Here is a 16,866-nt window from a genome sequence, read left to right on the forward strand (position 1 = left end):
CGTTTAAGCGTCAAATTTATCAAGTAGTTTAATCAGGGTTGCAAAATCCTTAGGATATGGTGCGTCGATTACGATATCATTACCGTCCAATCCTTTAAACACCAAATGTCTGGCATGTAAAGCAAAGCGTTTCATGATCGGAAGTTCTTCATCATCTTTTGCAATGCGGTAACCTTTTTTCATGGTCGATAAGAACACTGGTTTTCCACGGTACATATCATCACCGGCAATTGCGGCACGTTGTGTAGCCAAATGGATCCTGATCTGGTGCATACGGCCGGTAATCGGCTTACATTCTACCAGGGTATAATGACGGTAATTTTTTATGGAATTAAAAATGGTTTCTGCACGTTTACCCTCTTTTCTGTCGATGGTAACGCTCTTATTCCCGTCGTTAAGGATGGGAAGGTCGATAAACAGGTCGTTAAAAGTAAACTGTCCGTCTACCACAGCATGGTAAACTTTGTTTACTTTACGCTTTTCAAATTGGATCGCAACGTTGCGATAGGCATCAGGAGTTTTCGCGATGATAATCGCGCCTGAAGTTTCTTTGTCTAAACGATGACATACCTGTGCATCAGCAGAATACTGCTTTGCCAAACGTAATATATTGACCTCGCCTGATCCGCCACGCTCATCCAGCGAGGCTACAAATGGAGGTTTATTTACGACGATATAATCATCGTTTTCGAATAGGATAAGATCTTTAAAAGAAGGATATTTCAATACAGTGGATTTAATACTGTACAAAAATACTAAGAAAGTTCGAATTTATAGCCTACACCCTTTACAGTTGCTACATAAGTCTCGCCTAATTTCTCACGAAGTTTGCGGATATGCACATCAATTGTACGGTTGGTGACTACCACTGAGTCTTCCCAAATATTTTTAAGAATAGATTCTCTGGTGTATACTTTTCCCGGTTTAGAGGCTAGTAAGTACAATAATTCGAATTCTTTTTTGGCTAAGACTACTTTTTGTCCGCCTTGAAATACCAGGTAAGCTTCTCTGTCAATTACCAGATCTCCGATTTCTACTTTATTATCAGAAACTTCATCTGCGCTTGAATTTCTTCTTAATATGGCATTAATTCTACTCACCAATGCACGTGGTTTAATCGGTTTGGCGATATAATCATCCGCGCCTACATTAAATCCGGCAATCTCTGAGTACTCTTCACTTCTGGCAGTCAGGAATACCATGAAGGTATTTTTAAACTCTGGAATGGCACGCATTAACCTGCAAGCTTCTATCCCATCCATTTTAGGCATCATGATATCAAGGATGATCAAATCAGGGTGAACTTTCTTTGCTACCGTAATTCCTTCCTGACCATTACTAGCCAAAAAAACCTGATATCCTTCTTTTTTCAAGTTGTACTCGATCAATTCAAGGATATCAGGTTCATCATCCACAATCAGTATCTTTTGTTTTACGGTGCTCATAGCTTTAAATATTTGTTACGAAATTAAGTAATCAATTATAATATACCGTTAAACCCAAGTTAACAAATTGTTAAGTAACTCCAGTGTGTTAACACGGATTTAGGATTATTTTAAGGTTTTATTTAAGAAAGCATCCAGCGCTTCACCACGTAGGTTCTTAGCTATGATCTTTCCGTTAGGGTCTAATAAAAAGGAACTTGGGATCGCTTCGATCTCATACTTTCTCACTACAGGACCGTCAAAATCTTTCAATTCTCCGGCATGAGTCCATGTTAAGTGATCTGCTGTAATGGCATTTTTCCATGCTGTTGCATCTTTATCCAATGAAATTCCAAGGATGGTAAAGTTCTTATCCTTGTAAGTATTGTAAGCTTTTACCAGGTTTGGATTCTCCTGGCGACAAGGCATACACCAGGAAGCCCAGAAATCAATCAGTACATATTTACCTTTAAAATCTGATAAATTCACTGGTTTACCGTCTAAACCGGCAATGGTAAAGTCTGGTGCCTGTTGTCCTACTGATAAAGATTTAAGCTTAGCCATTTTCGTTAAAAACTCCGTTACCGAAGGATTGTCATTGAAACTACTTTTGATTTTATCTGAGTATTCCACCATTTCTTTCTCGAATTCAGCAGGGTTCAATAAGTTGATCGCATAAAAACCAGCTAAAGAACTGCTGTTTTCCTGTGCAAATTTCAATACTGCTTTATTTAATCCGTTGATTTCTTCGGTGTATTTAGGTCTGATTTGCTCCATAATCGCCTCTCTTTTATCAGGCTGTGCAGCTACTGCTTCTTCAAATTCTGCCTGAATTTTTGCTAGTTTAGCCATATACTGGTTTTTGACTGTATTCAGTTCCTGTAATTTATCGGCTTCCATTGCACCTGACACGGTATACCCTAAGTTCTTATCTGATAAATCGGCAGCGATTTTAATGTCGTCACCATTCTTTGCGATGATCATGTATTCACTCTGTCCGGCAGAAATTCTAAAAAAATCTACACCTGGTGTGCTGTGTGAGAATTTAAACTCTCCTTTTTCAGAAAACACGGTAGAATCCAAAGGAAGTACATTGTCTTTTTGCAATCCGTATAAGTACACTTTACTTTGAGGTGTTGCATTTTTAAATTCTCCGCTGATGGTAAACTTACTTTTGTCCTTACATGCAGTAAATGCAAAACAGATCAATAATAGATATCCGAGTTTTTTCATTTGTATATATTTGTCTTTTAACGGTTATGAAGCTATCATCAGCACATTCATAAAGCTTGCCAGCTGATGATGGTTCATTTGTATTCTTTTACTTTAATTTTTCTTGTAGCAATTCGTTTATTTTCTGTGCGTCGGCTTTTCCTTTGGCCAGCTTCATCACTTCTCCTACAAATAATCCCAACACGCCCTTTTTACCTTTTTTATAGGCTTGTACCTGGGCATCAAATTTCGCCAGTACTTCCTCTACAAAGCCAGATAGCTCATCACTGTTCTCTACAATCAATAGATTTAGGGAAGCAGCCATTGCCATCACTTCTTTTTCAGGGTTTTTAATCAGCTCAGGAAGCAACTGTTGCAAAGCAATTTGCTGCGTAATCTTTTTATGGTCTACGAGGTTGATTAGTCCGGCCAGTTGTGCGGGAGCCAGTTTAAAATCAGCAATGCTGATCTCCTGCTCACTTAACAAAGCTCTGACAGAACCGGTAAGCCAGTTTACCAGACTTTTCTTGTTGTCTACGCCAGGTAAAGCGCTGTTAAAATAGGCCAGCAAATCGCGATCTTCAGAAAGCATAGCAGCCTCAGAAGCATTAACGCCAAAATCGGCAACTAATTGTTTAGAGATTTCTGCTGGTAATGCGGGCATATCAAACTTGATTTGCGCCAGCCATTCGGCAGAGATATGTATCGGTGGAAGGTCAGGATCAGGGAAATAACGGTAATCATTGGCCTCTTCCTTGGTTCTCATCGGGGCAGTTGTACCCTGATCTGCGTCGAAAGTTAAGGTACTCTGGATGATTCTTCCCCCCTCAGAAATTACTTCCTGCTGACGGTTGAATTCAAATTCCATCGCTCTTCGCACATTACGAATGGAGTTCAGGTTTTTCACTTCGCAGCGCGTTCCGAATTCCGTAGTTCCGAATTTACGGATAGAAATGTTTGCATCGCAACGCAAACTACCTTCCTCCATATTTCCATCGCTTACATCCAGGTGACGCACCAGTTTCCTGATTTCTAATAATAATGCCGAAGCTTCTTCCGCAGAACGGATATCAGGCTCTGTCACAATTTCTATAAGTGGAACTCCTGCCCTGTTCAGGTCTACAAAAGAGTAACGGTCGTGCTGATCGTGTATGCTTTTTCCTGCATCCTCTTCCAGGTGGATCCTGTTGATTCCTATTCTTTTCTCCTCGCCATTTGGCAAAGTCACATTCAGGAAGCCATTGTGACAGATCGGCTTATTGTCTTGCGTGATCTGGTATCCTTTCGGAAGATCCGCATAGAAATAATTCTTCCGGTCAAAATAATTCAGTTCATTAATGCTGCAATTCAAGGCCAGCCCCATTCTAACGGCTTTTGCGACCACCTCTTTATTGAGTTTTGGTAGCGCACCGGGTAAGGCAAGCGAGACTGCTGAGATGTGTTCATTGGGTTTAGCCCCGAAAGAAGCACTGTCTGAGGAGAAGATTTTTGATTTTGTATTTAGCTGTACGTGGATTTCTAAACCAGATACCAATTCAAATTCTGATGGAGAAACTGCTGTATTCGTACTCATTTATAGGCAATGTTTAAAACTTGATTTTCGATGTATTAGATAGACAAATATAACGGAATTGAGCATTAACCGGCTAGTTTCCATCTATAATTATACATTGCAGCAAAACTTTGATTGTTCTGTTACCAAAAATTCTTTGTTTCGCCAGGCTGAGGGAAGCTTCCGGTTCTCTGTTGCAAGCCTGGATTCCGTTGCCATTTGTTACTTAGCCATGAGCTGGTATACTTCGTTCATATAGATTGACTCGTCAATCGCGAGCTTAAAACTTTCAAACTCCTCGTAACAGAAGGCAAAACAGATGTCGTCATTCGGGGTATGCAAAATAATCCGCTCCACTTCATCTGGAAATGGCAGGCTGTTTTTTTGAAACGGAAGGCTAAATACGACACCTCTAAACGCTTCAAAACCGTCCATACTGAAATTCAGCAACAAATTATTATGCCAGAGGTAATACATTTTGCATCCCATACAACTGCTGATCACCGTATCTCCTTTGGTACTTAATACTCTCGTTTTACACATGCTATTTTATAATTTAAATTCCTCTTTATTCTTCTTTGAAGTCCTGTTTTCCATTGGCCCGGAAGATTTCCAGGGTAATAAGTAATTCTTTCCAGCGTTAAAAAAGACCATTTACACTTAGTATTATTTTTAATCATTCTAAATAGTAGACAAATATGCTTACATTTACCAATATGTTAGCAACGCAGGAGGGATTTTTTTCAACCTTTTTCGAAATAGCAGGTACAGAGCCTTAAAAATACGAGCGTACAAATCAATTTATTTTAACCCAACACCTTATCCTGATATGATTACCGCAACCAACACCCTTAAAGAAAAATACGAAGCCTATAAAATTGCCAATCCAAAGAAACGCATCAGAGAAGCGGCACAAGAGCTAGAAGTTAGTGAAGCCGTGTTATTAATGACCGGATTAGGTACTACGGTTACTTTTCTGGAATCTGACTTTGAAAAAATACTGGAATCTGTAACCTCATTGGGTTATGTGATGGCATTAACCCGCAATGAATATTGTGTGAACGAAAGAAAAGGTGTGTATGAAAACATTTCCTTTACCCCACATGCCGGTCTTGTTTTAGGTGCAGACATTGACCTGCGTTTATTCTTACGTCAGTGGAAACATGGCTTTGCCGTGTCTGAAAATGACCGTCAGAGTTTACAGTTTTTTGATGCTCATGGCAATGCTTTACATAAAATTTACCTGACAGACCGTAGCAATGTGGAAGCTTACGAAGCTTTAGTTGCCAACTTCCGCAAAGCTGAACAGGAGGCAATCGGGATTGAACCAGCACCGGAAGTTACTCCGCAAGCAGAACTTCCAGATTCAGAGATTGATGTAACTGGTTTCAGGGAAGCATGGAACAAGATGGGCGATAGTCATGAGTTTTTCATGTTACTGAGAAAGTTCAAGGTTACCAGGACACAAGCATTGCGTCTTGCACCGGAAGGTAGAGCAAAAGAAACTACTGTTGAAGGATTTAGAAAAGCGATGACGGCCTGCTCAGAAAAACAGGTTCCAGTGATGGTTTTCACCGGAAATTCGGGTTGTATCCAGATTCACAGTGGGAATATCACCAAATTGGTAGATATGGGTCCATGGTTTAATGTTTTAGATCCAGAATTTAATTTGCACCTTCGCGAGGATGAAGTTCGCAGCGTATGGCAGGTGGTAAAACCCTCTACCGATGGCGATGTCAACTCTATCGAATTGTTTGACAAAAACGGAGAAATGATTGTTCAATTTTTTGGTAAACGTAAGCCTGGAATTCCTGAATTAGAGAGCTGGCGTGAAGTCCTGAAAGAATCACTTTAATTATGACAAATAAACCCACATCAGAAAAAAAGGCCGCCATTTTAAAATGGGTAAAGAAGTTTGGAGTCTGGGGATTTTTATTCTTCCTGATCAAAGGCCTGTTATGGCTGGCATTTGGTTACTGGGTCATCAAATGATAACTTGATCATGAAACAGGTTGTTTTGTTAAGGTTCATACCTTTTAAAACAACCTGTTTCTGCTTTGCAGCTCCTTTCGGGCTTCTTGTCAATCTATTTTGTGCTCAGTTTTTCAATCTGACTGAACACTTCATTAATTCCGCTGAGTTTCCCGGCTGGAATCAACATCCCATTGGCTAAAAATATAACGGTGATATCCATCCAGTGATCTGGATTCTCTATATACCCTGGCTCAATTAAGCCTGCAAGGATTTTTATGATTTATAATACCGGTACTTTTTTCAGGATTTAATGCTAAAAAAACTATATTTGAATCTAACTAAACCGCAATACGATGATAGTTATTTCTTTCCTTTAAGGTTTTAACACCCGGGGATCTCCCCTTTCTTTCTATTAAAATTTCGGCATTTCGATGCTGATTTCTGGTTTATTCCCTAATTTTTCTTTTTATATGTCTGCACAACAAACAGCTTCAAAGGGCAAGCTATCCCGAATTATATCACTTTTAAAACAAGCCTTAAAAGGCGAAGACCTTGACTTTACTCAGGGAAGCATCCGTAAAGGGGTGCTATTACTGGCCATTCCGATGATGTTGGAAATGGCGATGGAATCTGTATTTGCACTGGTAGATTTATATTTTGTAGGTCACCTTCCAAATAGTAGTCATGCGATACAAACGGTAGGGTTAACCGAGTCTGTGTTGACCATTATTTACTCCCTGGCCATAGGAATGAGCATGGCCGCCACGGCAGTAGTAGCGAGAAGAATCGGGGAGAAAAACCCTGAGGCCGCAGCAAAGGCAGGTGTTCAGGCGATTATTATTGCGGTTGCATTTAACCTGATCATTAGCGTTATGGGCGTCATTTACGCTTCGGACATCCTGTTATTGATGGGGGCCTCTGCAGAAACCGCTGCTCATGGGACTACTTTTACTCAGATAATGATGGGTGGCAGTGTCATCATTGTCTTGCTGTTCCTGATCAATGGGATTTTCAGGGGTGCCGGGAACGCTGCTATAGCGATGAAAAGTCTATGGATCGCCAATATTGCCAACATCATTTTATGTCCGGTTCTGATCAATGGACTTGGGCCAATCCCTGCTTTTGGCTTAACAGGTGCTGCAATTGCCACCACGATCGGAAGAAGTATGGGTGTAGCCTATCAGGTCTGGCACCTTGTAAATGGCAGAGGTCTTTTGAAAGTACAGCTCTCCTATTTCAAGCCTCATTTTGAGCAGATGAAAGCTTTGTTAAAGATTGCTACTCCCGGTATATTTCAGTTCATTATCGCTTCCTGCAGCTGGATTTTCCTGGCGCAACTGGTTGCGAAAACCGGTGGAGACCATGGCTCTGCGGGTTATCAGACGGCATTAAGATTGATGATGTTTTTTATGCTGCCTGCCTGGGGAATGAGCAATGCTGCCGCAACCTTAGTTGGACAAAATCTGGGTGCCAGACACCTGCAACGTGCCACAGATTCTGTGATGAAAACTGCAAAATATATCGTCGTTTATATGGTATTGGTGATGGCATTTACTTTTATAGGCGGCTATTATTTCATTTCCTTTTTCACTAATGATAAAATAGTTCAGGAGGTCGCGCTTCGTGCCTTGCAAATCATGAGCCTGGGCTATATCTTCTATGGCATTGGAATGGTATTGGTGAGCACTTTTAACGGCGCCGGGGATACCTGGACACCTACCTGGGTTAACTTTTTCGGCTTCTGGCTATTTCAAATCCCACTGGCTTATTTGCTGGCGAAACACTTTGAAATGGGCCCTACGGGTGTATTTATTGCGATTCCCGTTGCAGAGATCGGTATCGCCATTGCGGGATACATCTTATTTAAAAAAGGAAGATGGAAAACTATTCAGGTTTAACACCACAAAATACATATTTTAGCCCGCTCAAAACAAATTGTATTTATATGAAAAAAACCTTTACTAAAACAATGTTAATGTGCGGTGTGATGGCACTTACGCTTTCAGCTACCAATAGCTTTGCCCAACAGGCGAATCAGGGAGATGAAAATGGTGATGCTAAAAACCTGGTCAAATGGAATGTGGCTGCTGTAGCTTTAAAGACCTATTCTTTCCAGTATGAACGTGCTGTTGGCAAAAAGATTTCCGTAGCTATGGGATTCAGATTGATGCCAAAATCTCATGTTCCTTTCAGTTCGACTTTTAAAAGTCTGATTGATGACGACGAAACCTGGGAAAGTATTAAAGATTTCAAAACCGGGAATTTCGCAATCACACCAGAGGTTAGATTTTATCTTGGTCAAAGTGTGTTCCGCGGTTTTTACATCGCTCCATTTGTAAGGTATGCAAAATATGATGTTAGCCTTCCATACAATTTTGAAGCTACTGATGGTACGACTACGGTAAAAGACAAAATAGACATGAAAGGCAGCCTGAACACCATTACCGGTGGTGTGCTTTTTGGTGCACAATGGAAACTGAGCAAAGCGGTTTATCTGGACTGGTGGATTTTAGGTCCTAATTACGGATCTAATTCCGGTACGATTTCAGGAAAGAAGAACTTAGGTCCTGAGGAGCAACAAGCGTTAAGAGACGCCTTGACTGACCTGGAAGACCTTCCATTGGTTAAAGTAAAATCTACGGTAGATGCCGAAGGTGCTAAAATTGATTTCAACGGCCCATGGGCAGGAATGAGATCAGGAATTAGTATTGGATACAGGTTCTAAGCAGACCAGGGTTAGAAAAACAAGTTTACAAAAAAGGGTCTGTTGATAAATTATTCAACAGACCCTTTTTTGTATTTATAACCTTATGCTTTTGCCTATCGGGCTTTAGCTAATCTTTTATTTAGCCAACACCTTCTTAGCCTATCGTTTCTTTAACCAGTTTGGTGTAAAAATCATTCAGTTTCATACCCATTGCGGCAACCTGCTGTGGAATAAAGCTTGTTGCTGTTTGTCCGGGAATGGTATTGACCTCAATAAAGTAAAAATCACCTTCATCTTCCGTCAGGATAAAATCTATACGGACTACCCCACTACAATTTAACTTCGCATATACATCTTTGGCAATCTGCTCTACTCTGGCTTTAGTTTCCGCTCTGATGTGTGCAGGCGTGGTTTCTGTGGCTACCCCAGGTGTGTATTTAGCTTCAAAATCAAAAAACTCTTTTGCCGTTTCCACTTCTGTTACCGGAAGTACAACGACTTTGCCATCCAGTTTTACTACACCTACTGTGAATTCCCTACCGGAAATAAACTCTTCAATCAGCAACTGACTATCTTCTTTAAAAGCTTTTTCTATCGCTTTTTCTAAATCGGCACCATGCTTTACCTTGCTCATTCCAATACTGCTACCACCATTATTAGGTTTTACGAAGTAAGGTATTTTAAGGTCTCTTTTGATTTGCTCCACACTGTAAGCAACGTCTTTGAAGATCTGTGCAGACTTGGCTACATGCAGATTTTCTATGCCCTGAACAATAGCTTTAGTATAGCCTTTATTCATCGTGATGGCAGAAGTTAGCGCATCACAGGTGGTATAAGGCAGGTTTAGCATATCGAAATAACCTTGTAATTTACCATCTTCACCCGGAGAACCGTGAATGGCAATAAAAACGCCATCAAAAGTGACTTTTCTACCTTTAATATTCAGGGAGAAGTCATTTCTGTCTACTTCAATTTTCACAGAGTCTGCCGGTTCATAAAACCAACCTTGTTGGGTTAGCATTATTTTATAAACATCAAACTTGTCGGCATCCAGATTTTGGGCGATAGTGGCTGCACTTTTAACTGAGATGACCCACTCACCTGTGGTCCCACCGGTTAGTAATGCTAATGTTTTCTTCATTTTTAAGCGTGTTAAAACCTATTCAAAGTAATAAGTCAATTGTAAGCACAAATATAAATTAGTTGACCCAGATGTCATTTTAATTCCAATAAAATATTTTTTTAGCCTAAATTTGGGCGATATACCTTAATGAATAGAAAATTCCTATGAGCAAATTCATATCTTACCTAAAGACTAAATCCTTTAGAACCAACATCATTGCCGCGATAGTTACGGTAGTGGTCATCATCCTGGCGGCTTTCTTTAGTTTAAGATATTACACCAAACACGGTCAGGGCTTAAATGTTCCGGCAGTAAAAGGGCTGTCTTTCACACAGGCGGTAAGCAAGTTAGAGGCATTAGGACTTCGTTATGAAGTCGATTCTGTGTTTGTAATGGATTCGCCTCCGGGCATTGTGATCGATCAGGATCCTGAAGCCAGTACTTTTGTAAAAGACAACAGGACCATCTATTTAACGGTTAATGTGGCTATGGCTCCCAACGTTAAATTTCCTGATATCGAGTTCAAACCGTTGAGACAAGCACAGGCTTTGATTGAGAGTTTCGGACTAAAACTAGGAGATACTACTTATAAATCCGATGAAGCCAGAGACGTGGTATTGGAAGCTTTATTTGGCGGACAACCGATTAAAGCAGGAGAATCTATGCCTAAAGGATCGAGAATTGATCTGGTTTTAGGTGATGGAAAAGGAAACGAACAAGTAGATATTCCGGATTTAATTGGTTTAACGAAAGATGAAGCTATGTTTGCCTTAAAAAACGGCGCCATGCTGTCCTTAGGAAACGTGACCTACGAAGGAGAAATTACAGATACTGCCAATGCGGTTATCGTAAGACAGGATCCTTTCTTAACGGATTCCGTATCGAAAGTTAAAATCGGTACACCAGTAAACATTACCTTGTCCAATAAAAAATAAATATTACCATCATTATATGTCAAACGAAAACGAGAAAAGCTTTAAAAAAAGTACTAAAGTAATATTGGCCGCATTGCTGGTCGTATTGGTAGTTGGTGGTTACTTCGGGTTGAAATTCTACAAAGTCTTCTTTGCCCCTAACATCACCGGTAACGAAAAATATGTCTATGTAAGAACCGGAAGCCATTTAGACGATCTATTTGAAGAAATACGCAAGAAAGATATCCTGACAGATATCGGGTCCTTTAGTCAGGCAGCTGCGAAAATGGATCTTGCACAAAACCTGAAACCAGGTCGATACAAAGTGAGCAAAGGCATGAACAACAGAACGTTGATCAACATGCTGAAAGCTGGCAACCAGGATCCTGTTAAATTAAAATTCCAGAACATCAGGAAGAAAGAGGACTTTGCAGGATACCTTGCGAAAAACCTGGAAGCTGATTCTTTAACGTTCATTACTGTACTGGATTCTACCTCATTAATTGAGAAATACGGTTTCAATAAAGACAACATTTATACAATGTTTATTCCGAACACTTACGAAGTGTACTGGAACATAGCTCCGATGGAGTTTTTCGAGAAAATGCAGAAAGAATATTCAAAATTCTGGAATGATGAGCGCAAACGTAAGGCTGCTGCTTTAAATCTAAGTCCTATTCAGGTTTCCATACTGGCTTCTATCGTAGATGCAGAGGCTTTATACGACAAAGAGATGCCAATCATCGCTGGATTATACTTAAACAGGTTGAAAAAAGGCATTTTACTTCAGGCAGATCCAACTGTAATCTTTGCAAATGACGATTTCACGGTAAAAAGAGTAACAAACAAGCTGTTACAGGTTCCTTCTAAGTACAATACTTACAAGTATGCAGGTTTGCCTCCGGGGCCAATCATGATGCCAAGTATCAATGCAATTGATGCCGTATTGAATAAAGACGATAACAATTACATCTATATGTGTGCTAAGGAGGATTTCTCTGGTTTCCATAATTTTGCTGTTACTGTTCAGGAACATGAGATCAATGCGAAAAAATACAGAGAGGCTTTAAACAAACGCAACATTTTCAAATAGAATGTTTACACATAGCACGAAAGTAAGGGTACGATACGGGGAAACGGATCAGATGGGTTACGTATATTACGGAAACTATGCGGAGTATTATGAAGTGGCGAGGGTGGAAATGTTAAGAAGCCTGGGTATGGATTATGCGGGTATGGAAAGCAGCGGCGTGATGATGCCGGTTTTAGAGCTGAATTGCAAGTATATTAAACCTGCGCTTTACGACCAGGAGATTACCATCAAAACGACTATACACGAGTTACCTGGTGTTCGTATACATTTTGTCTACGAACTTTTTAATGAGGCAGATGAGCTGATTAACATCGGCAAAACTACCCTTGTATTTGTCGATATGGCAAAAAACAAGCCTTGCTCCCCTCCTGAAAATTTCATGGAGAAGTTAAAGGTATTTTTTAATTAAATTTGATAGATGGAGTGGGTTCATAAGCAACTACTAAAAATCAGGATTTACGCTTTGTTTATCGATTGGACCAAAGTATGCATACTTCCTGGTTTCAGTCCGCTGCCCCTCTATACGGTTGCCACATTTTTCTTTACAGAGATCGGGAAGGATTCTTTAGTCAATAAGGCTTCTTCCCTTGCCTATAATTTTATGCTGGCCCTATTTCCGGCGATCATCTTTTTATTTACACTGATTCCCTTTATTCCTAAGCGTATCGGCTTCCAGAAGCAACTGATGGAGCTGATCGTGCTCATATTGCCAGCCGACGCCTATAAAGCCTTTGAAGCCACCTTAAATGAGATTGTAAACCAGCAGAACGGAGGATTGTTATCCTTTGGATTCTTTCTGTCGTTGTTTTTCGCTACAAATGGGGTGCACAGCCTGATGATGGCCTTCAATAAGTCGTCGTTAATCATCGAAGACAGGAGCTGGTTAAAGCAGCGCCTGATTGCGGTACTGTTAACCATTACCATTGCCTTGTCCGTCATCATCTGCATCGTGGCCATGACTATCGGTGTGATCATGTTAAATAAACTGAATATCAAAGGGAGCTTTACGGTTTATCTGATTCAGTTAACCAGATGGGCGTTATTAGGGGTGCTATATTTTGTCACCATTTCCATTCTGTATAAATACGGCCCTTCGCATGTTAAGAAGTGGAAATTCTTTAGTCCCGGCTCTTGTCTGGCAACGATACTTGCCTTTCTTACAATTTGGGGGTTTTCCTTTTACATTGATAATTTTAGCTCTTACAATAAAATCTATGGTTCTATCAGTACGTTAATTGTGTTGATGATCTGGCTTTATTTGAATTCTTTGATACTTTTAGTCGGTTTTGAGCTAAATGCGAGTGTAGACTTATCGAAAAGAAGTGTGAAAATCCTGCGTCCCAGCTACAATTTATTCAAAAAACAGGGTCCTACGCCTGATCAGACGACAAGATAGAAAATTATTCTATCTCATTTTTAAGGGCTTATCAAGTTTTCGTTAAATTATCTAATTCTTAATTTGCAGAATCAACCGGAGTTTGTACTTTTGTCGCGGAGAGTTGGCAGAGTGGTCGATTGCGGCAGTCTTGAAAACTGTTGACTTGTCAAAGGGTCCGCGGGTTCGAATCCCCCACTCTCCGCTAAGGTATCAAAACCTACTAAAAACCTGCAAATCGAAAGATTAGCAGGTTTTTTTTATTTACAAACCATATCAAAATCATGCAAAATCTTAGTTGTGGCTGTTTGATTATGCAAGTTCATTTTTTAGTCTTTCAAATTCTTTAATGTATTTGTCAATTTTCACTCGGTCTTTAGTTGAGTGGACAAACCATTTTAATTGACCCCTCTCCACCATTTTCAAAACAGCATTTAATATCCTGATCATTACTGCCAATGGGGGTCAATGCAAAATTGGCGAAGGGGGATCAGCTTGGCGTGGTTTATCCACATAATCATCAAACCCTGGCGATTCTAAGGCTTAGCCTTAAAATGATCACTCCAGCAGTCGCTTGAAATTTTGATAGACCGACAATTTCATTTGTGCTTCAGTTAACCCAAAAATCTCCGCAAGACCAGTTAGGGTTAAGCTCAGTGACTTTAGTCTGTTGTCAATTGCAGCATCAAAAGTAAATGGTGCATCGGTTTCTGTTAGTATTCGCTCGATTGGTATTCTTTTGACTAGCTCTATTGATTTTTTGCTCTTAAGCATACGGTGATTGACCGAGAAGTAATAACCGTATTCCAGTGCTCTGGTTAACTCAGGCAAACTGCCGGAATACCAGTGCAGGATTACCCTGGATTCATTTGCAGAGAGATGATGGTGCAGGAGATCTATGGTCTCCTTTGCCGCGTTACGCGTATGTACGGTGAGGATTTTAGCCTCGCTTTTGGCTACCGCTGTGAGAATCAATTTTAAATTGGAGACCTGGGTAGTATATCCGCCCGAAAAATCAGTGGACCCGTCCAGACCGATCTCTCCGATAAATCTTGCATCAGCAATGAGGTCCGACATCATCGTAATATTTGGTTTCCCCTGTAAAGAGAGCTCGGGATGCATGCCCAGCGCAACTCTGATATTTTTGCTCCCCCTAAAAAGGTTTACATTGGGTAGGTAGAACATTGGGCTATTGGTCACTGTGATGGTTTTTATACCCATTGCATCCTCCTGCGCGGCGAGGTTTTGAATGCCACTGATCAGATCAAGATGGCAATGGGTATCGATAAAAGGGATATTGCTCATATGTTTACACCATTCAACAATTCCTCCACCTCCTTGAGTCCTCTTTTATAGGTGGAGATGAAGTCGTCGACATTGTTCCCCAAAGGGCCGGTTGTTCTGATCAGACCTTTGATATATTCGGGATTTTGACTGCTTTTTTCGATCATGTATTTAAAGGCTACAATATTATCCTTTTTTGTTGGGGTATCCAATTGGGCGGGATCGAAAATGTCAGTACGATAGTCTTTTTTTTCGGTCTTGCCAGCGTATTTGAATGACGCTAGACGGATGATGCACGGAACGCAGGTTCCGCAGTGGCCGTTACCGAGCCCCTGAAACCTGCCCGAAGGGTGGCTGCAGGACATGGTGCTTGTTTTTTCAACCAGTGAAGCCGCTGCACATTCGGCGAGCATCTCCCCTTTGGTTTTGAACTGATAGGGGTTTTCAAGTTTTACCTTCAAATCCAGTGCATCTAAGAGTTGTTGCATCATTTCCAGATAATGCGGATGTGTTGTCCGCGTACTGTGCGATCCGGTGCGCATGGGTGTCAGAGGAAGGTTGAGACTAATGAGTCCGTTTTCGGGGATGATCAGCCTGGAGTCTGCTCCCGGATGAAGCGCTGAGGCACAGATCGAACCCAGGGTCAGAAACAAAAAGGATCTTCCCCGTTCGGTTTTCTCTTCCTGAGCGAAAAGATCTTTCTTTGGAACACGTACAAAGGCATATAGGCGGTTAAATACGGTTTTGGGGAATGCGGTGATTAAAGCCTGTTCGCAGAGTTTCTGGTTGGGCGAAACATCTGAGGATTTGGCATGGCCTAAAAACAGGGGCTGCACGCCTTTTGACAACAGGTCAATGGCGCCAATAAAACTATCCATACCGCCTGAAAAAAGACAGACGGTATCGGTATGGTATTTCATGCCAAACTTTTTGAGTTTTGTGACCGGTGCAATTTGTGACATACCGGTCCTGTCGCGGAAGGTGATGTTCCAGAGGTCGCCGGTGAGGAAACCAAATATTTTTTTCAGCAGCGGTACCTGTGCATTCCATTTTTCCACATCACTGACCGGGATGAACAGATCGATCTGTCTGGTCCAGCTATCGTCCGATGTTTTAAGGCGGTCGATCCGGGTATCGGCGCTGTACATCGAGCAGGCAATGATGAGCATGTCCATTGCCAGCTCACCTGGCTGGAGCTTGAGGTGTTTCATACCCAGAAAGAGTTTATTAAGTTTGACCTCATCTCTGTTACCGCTGCCCAGGATCTTGAGGTCTGCTGTCTGGGTGTACTCAGCAGCAGTTAAGGCAACGCCGGTATCGGCATTTCCAAGTTTGGTGATCAATGCAAATCTTGCCATATCTTAATCTTCTAAAGTTCCGGAGATGCAGTCAAAGGCAATCCGGTAAATGTTTTCTATTTTTTGTTCCAGTGCCGCCTGGTCACCGCGGTGGGTGGCAATAATTTCCGGCATAATCTGTATCCGGACCAAACCGCTGACGATCTGATAGATGCTTTCTTCGATATCAATGATCTCGGAGCTGGGTTTGTCTTTTTTGAAAAGAGACAAGCCAATGTCGCAGATCACCCTGGTCGCGATGGTCTCCTCGATAAAGATAGCGGTCATCACTTCAACGTTTTCGTTGGACAGGTGGTCCAGGTCAATTCCTTCCTCATCGGCAATTCTGACAATGGTCTGCGAATAGGCGAGTTTATTGATGCTGTCATCCTGGATGTTGGCATAGGGGCTGTTTTCATCAAAGATGACATCGGTGAGTGCACCGAGCACATCCAGTAAGGGTTTGCCAAGGTAATCGTTGAGGTTTAAAAACTTGAGCGCATTCTCCAGGCCGCCACGGATGTTGTCCATAACGTTGACGAAACCGGATACACGGGCTGCTGCCGGGCGCATCCTCTTGGAGAAGGTTCCCGAGCCGCCACTGGCTTTACTCACATAACTTCGCAAGGCATCCCTCACTGCCCCAGTATTTCCAGCAGATGGGTTTTTCACGTAGGAATTAAATCGGTTACGGGCTTCCGCGAACCGGTTTTCCGGTTTTTCGGGCTGAGCCTCTTCTGGCTTTTGCGGTGCGTCCGGGGCCTCCTGTTGATCAGGCTCGGGATTTGGACTGTTCTGATCATTGATCCAATCCGGAATGAGCGGTGTAGCAGGTCTTGGTCCTGTTCCTTGTTTTGATGTTCCCATAATA

General features: G+C 41.5%; 17 protein-coding genes and 1 tRNA gene. 9 read left to right on the forward strand and 9 right to left on the reverse strand.

Annotation, left to right across the window (positions count from 1 at the left end; translation table 11 throughout):
- Positions 1-3 precede the first annotated feature (3 nt).
- The 5 genes from OQX61_RS20010 to OQX61_RS20030 form a co-directional block, all read right to left on the reverse strand.
- Positions 4-726: an RluA family pseudouridine synthase gene (locus tag OQX61_RS20010; RefSeq protein WP_265843580.1), complete on the reverse strand. Its 723-nt coding sequence runs from the start codon at positions 724-726 to the stop codon at positions 4-6.
- 29 nt (positions 727-755) lie between these two features.
- Positions 756-1,445, reverse strand: a complete 690-nt coding sequence (locus OQX61_RS20015; RefSeq protein ID WP_062549537.1) for a response regulator transcription factor — start codon at positions 1,443-1,445, stop codon at positions 756-758.
- A 105-nt stretch (positions 1,446-1,550) separates the two neighbouring features.
- Positions 1,551-2,657 carry an AhpC/TSA family protein gene (locus OQX61_RS20020; RefSeq protein ID WP_265843581.1) on the reverse strand — a complete coding sequence of 369 codons (1,107 nt, stop codon included), beginning with the start codon at positions 2,655-2,657 and terminating at the stop codon, positions 1,551-1,553.
- Between the two features lie 88 nt (positions 2,658-2,745).
- Complete coding sequence (gatB, locus tag OQX61_RS20025; protein ID WP_265843582.1) at positions 2,746-4,209, reverse strand: Asp-tRNA(Asn)/Glu-tRNA(Gln) amidotransferase subunit GatB; 1,464 nt, start codon at positions 4,207-4,209, stop codon at positions 2,746-2,748.
- A 201-nt stretch (positions 4,210-4,410) separates the two neighbouring features.
- Positions 4,411-4,731: a DUF6686 family protein gene (locus OQX61_RS20030; protein WP_265843583.1), complete on the reverse strand. Its 321-nt coding sequence runs from the start codon at positions 4,729-4,731 to the stop codon at positions 4,411-4,413.
- A gap of 286 nt (positions 4,732-5,017) precedes the next feature.
- On the opposite strand from OQX61_RS20030, the gene OQX61_RS20035 reads away from it, so the two are divergent.
- The 4 genes from OQX61_RS20035 (at position 5,018) to OQX61_RS20050 (ending at position 8,887) form a co-directional block, all read left to right on the forward strand.
- Positions 5,018-6,043: a ChuX/HutX family heme-like substrate-binding protein gene (locus OQX61_RS20035; RefSeq protein WP_265843584.1), complete on the forward strand. Its 1,026-nt coding sequence runs from the start codon at positions 5,018-5,020 to the stop codon at positions 6,041-6,043.
- Positions 6,044-6,045: 2 nt separating this feature from the next.
- The gene (locus tag OQX61_RS20040; RefSeq protein WP_265843585.1) at positions 6,046-6,180 is read left to right on the forward strand and encodes an alanyl-tRNA synthetase; all 135 of its coding nucleotides are present in this window, start codon (positions 6,046-6,048) and stop codon (positions 6,178-6,180) included.
- Between the two features lie 452 nt (positions 6,181-6,632).
- Complete coding sequence (locus tag OQX61_RS20045) at positions 6,633-8,060, forward strand: MATE family efflux transporter (RefSeq protein WP_265843586.1); 1,428 nt, start codon at positions 6,633-6,635, stop codon at positions 8,058-8,060.
- A 47-nt stretch (positions 8,061-8,107) separates the two neighbouring features.
- Positions 8,108-8,887, forward strand: a complete 780-nt coding sequence (locus OQX61_RS20050) for a DUF3575 domain-containing protein (RefSeq protein WP_265843587.1) — start codon at positions 8,108-8,110, stop codon at positions 8,885-8,887.
- A 136-nt stretch (positions 8,888-9,023) separates the two neighbouring features.
- On the opposite strand, the gene OQX61_RS20055 is transcribed toward OQX61_RS20050, so the two are convergent.
- Positions 9,024-10,010 carry a D-alanine--D-alanine ligase gene (locus tag OQX61_RS20055; protein WP_265843588.1) on the reverse strand — a complete coding sequence of 329 codons (987 nt, stop codon included), beginning with the start codon at positions 10,008-10,010 and terminating at the stop codon, positions 9,024-9,026.
- Positions 10,011-10,156: 146 nt separating this feature from the next.
- On the opposite strand from OQX61_RS20055, the gene OQX61_RS20060 reads away from it, so the two are divergent.
- The 5 genes from OQX61_RS20060 to OQX61_RS20080 all read left to right on the forward strand — a co-directional run bounded on the left by OQX61_RS20060 (position 10,157) and on the right by OQX61_RS20080 (position 13,579).
- Positions 10,157-10,927: a PASTA domain-containing protein gene (locus tag OQX61_RS20060; RefSeq protein WP_265843589.1), complete on the forward strand. Its 771-nt coding sequence runs from the start codon at positions 10,157-10,159 to the stop codon at positions 10,925-10,927.
- 16 nt (positions 10,928-10,943) lie between these two features.
- Positions 10,944-11,999, forward strand: coding sequence for an endolytic transglycosylase MltG (gene mltG, locus OQX61_RS20065; protein ID WP_265843590.1), 1,056 nt, complete (start codon positions 10,944-10,946; stop codon positions 11,997-11,999).
- Position 12,000: 1 nt separating this feature from the next.
- Positions 12,001-12,408, forward strand: coding sequence for a thioesterase family protein (locus OQX61_RS20070; protein ID WP_265843591.1), 408 nt, complete (start codon positions 12,001-12,003; stop codon positions 12,406-12,408).
- A 9-nt stretch (positions 12,409-12,417) separates the two neighbouring features.
- Positions 12,418-13,395: a YihY/virulence factor BrkB family protein gene (locus OQX61_RS20075; protein ID WP_265843593.1), complete on the forward strand. Its 978-nt coding sequence runs from the start codon at positions 12,418-12,420 to the stop codon at positions 13,393-13,395.
- Positions 13,396-13,492: 97 nt separating this feature from the next.
- Positions 13,493-13,579, forward strand: a tRNA-Ser gene (locus tag OQX61_RS20080).
- A 353-nt stretch (positions 13,580-13,932) separates the two neighbouring features.
- On the opposite strand, the gene qatD is transcribed toward OQX61_RS20080, so the two are convergent.
- From qatD to qatB, 3 genes are read right to left on the reverse strand one after another with little or no spacing between them, the layout of a single operon-like run.
- The gene (qatD, locus tag OQX61_RS20085; RefSeq protein ID WP_265843594.1) at positions 13,933-14,679 is read right to left on the reverse strand and encodes a Qat anti-phage system TatD family nuclease QatD; all 747 of its coding nucleotides are present in this window, start codon (positions 14,677-14,679) and stop codon (positions 13,933-13,935) included.
- Positions 14,676-16,016 carry a Qat anti-phage system QueC-like protein QatC gene (qatC, locus tag OQX61_RS20090; protein ID WP_265843596.1) on the reverse strand — a complete coding sequence of 447 codons (1,341 nt, stop codon included), beginning with the start codon at positions 16,014-16,016 and terminating at the stop codon, positions 14,676-14,678. Before qatC ends, qatD begins: the two co-directional genes overlap by 4 nt.
- Positions 16,017-16,019: 3 nt before the next feature.
- Positions 16,020-16,862 (reverse strand): Qat anti-phage system associated protein QatB, encoded by an 843-nt coding sequence (gene qatB, locus OQX61_RS20095; protein ID WP_265843597.1) that lies wholly within the window; start codon positions 16,860-16,862, stop codon positions 16,020-16,022.
- Between the last annotated feature and the right edge of the window lie 4 nt (positions 16,863-16,866).

The organism is Pedobacter sp. PLR, assembly GCF_026239675.1.
Taxonomy (GTDB): Bacteria; Bacteroidota; Bacteroidia; order Sphingobacteriales; family Sphingobacteriaceae; genus Pedobacter.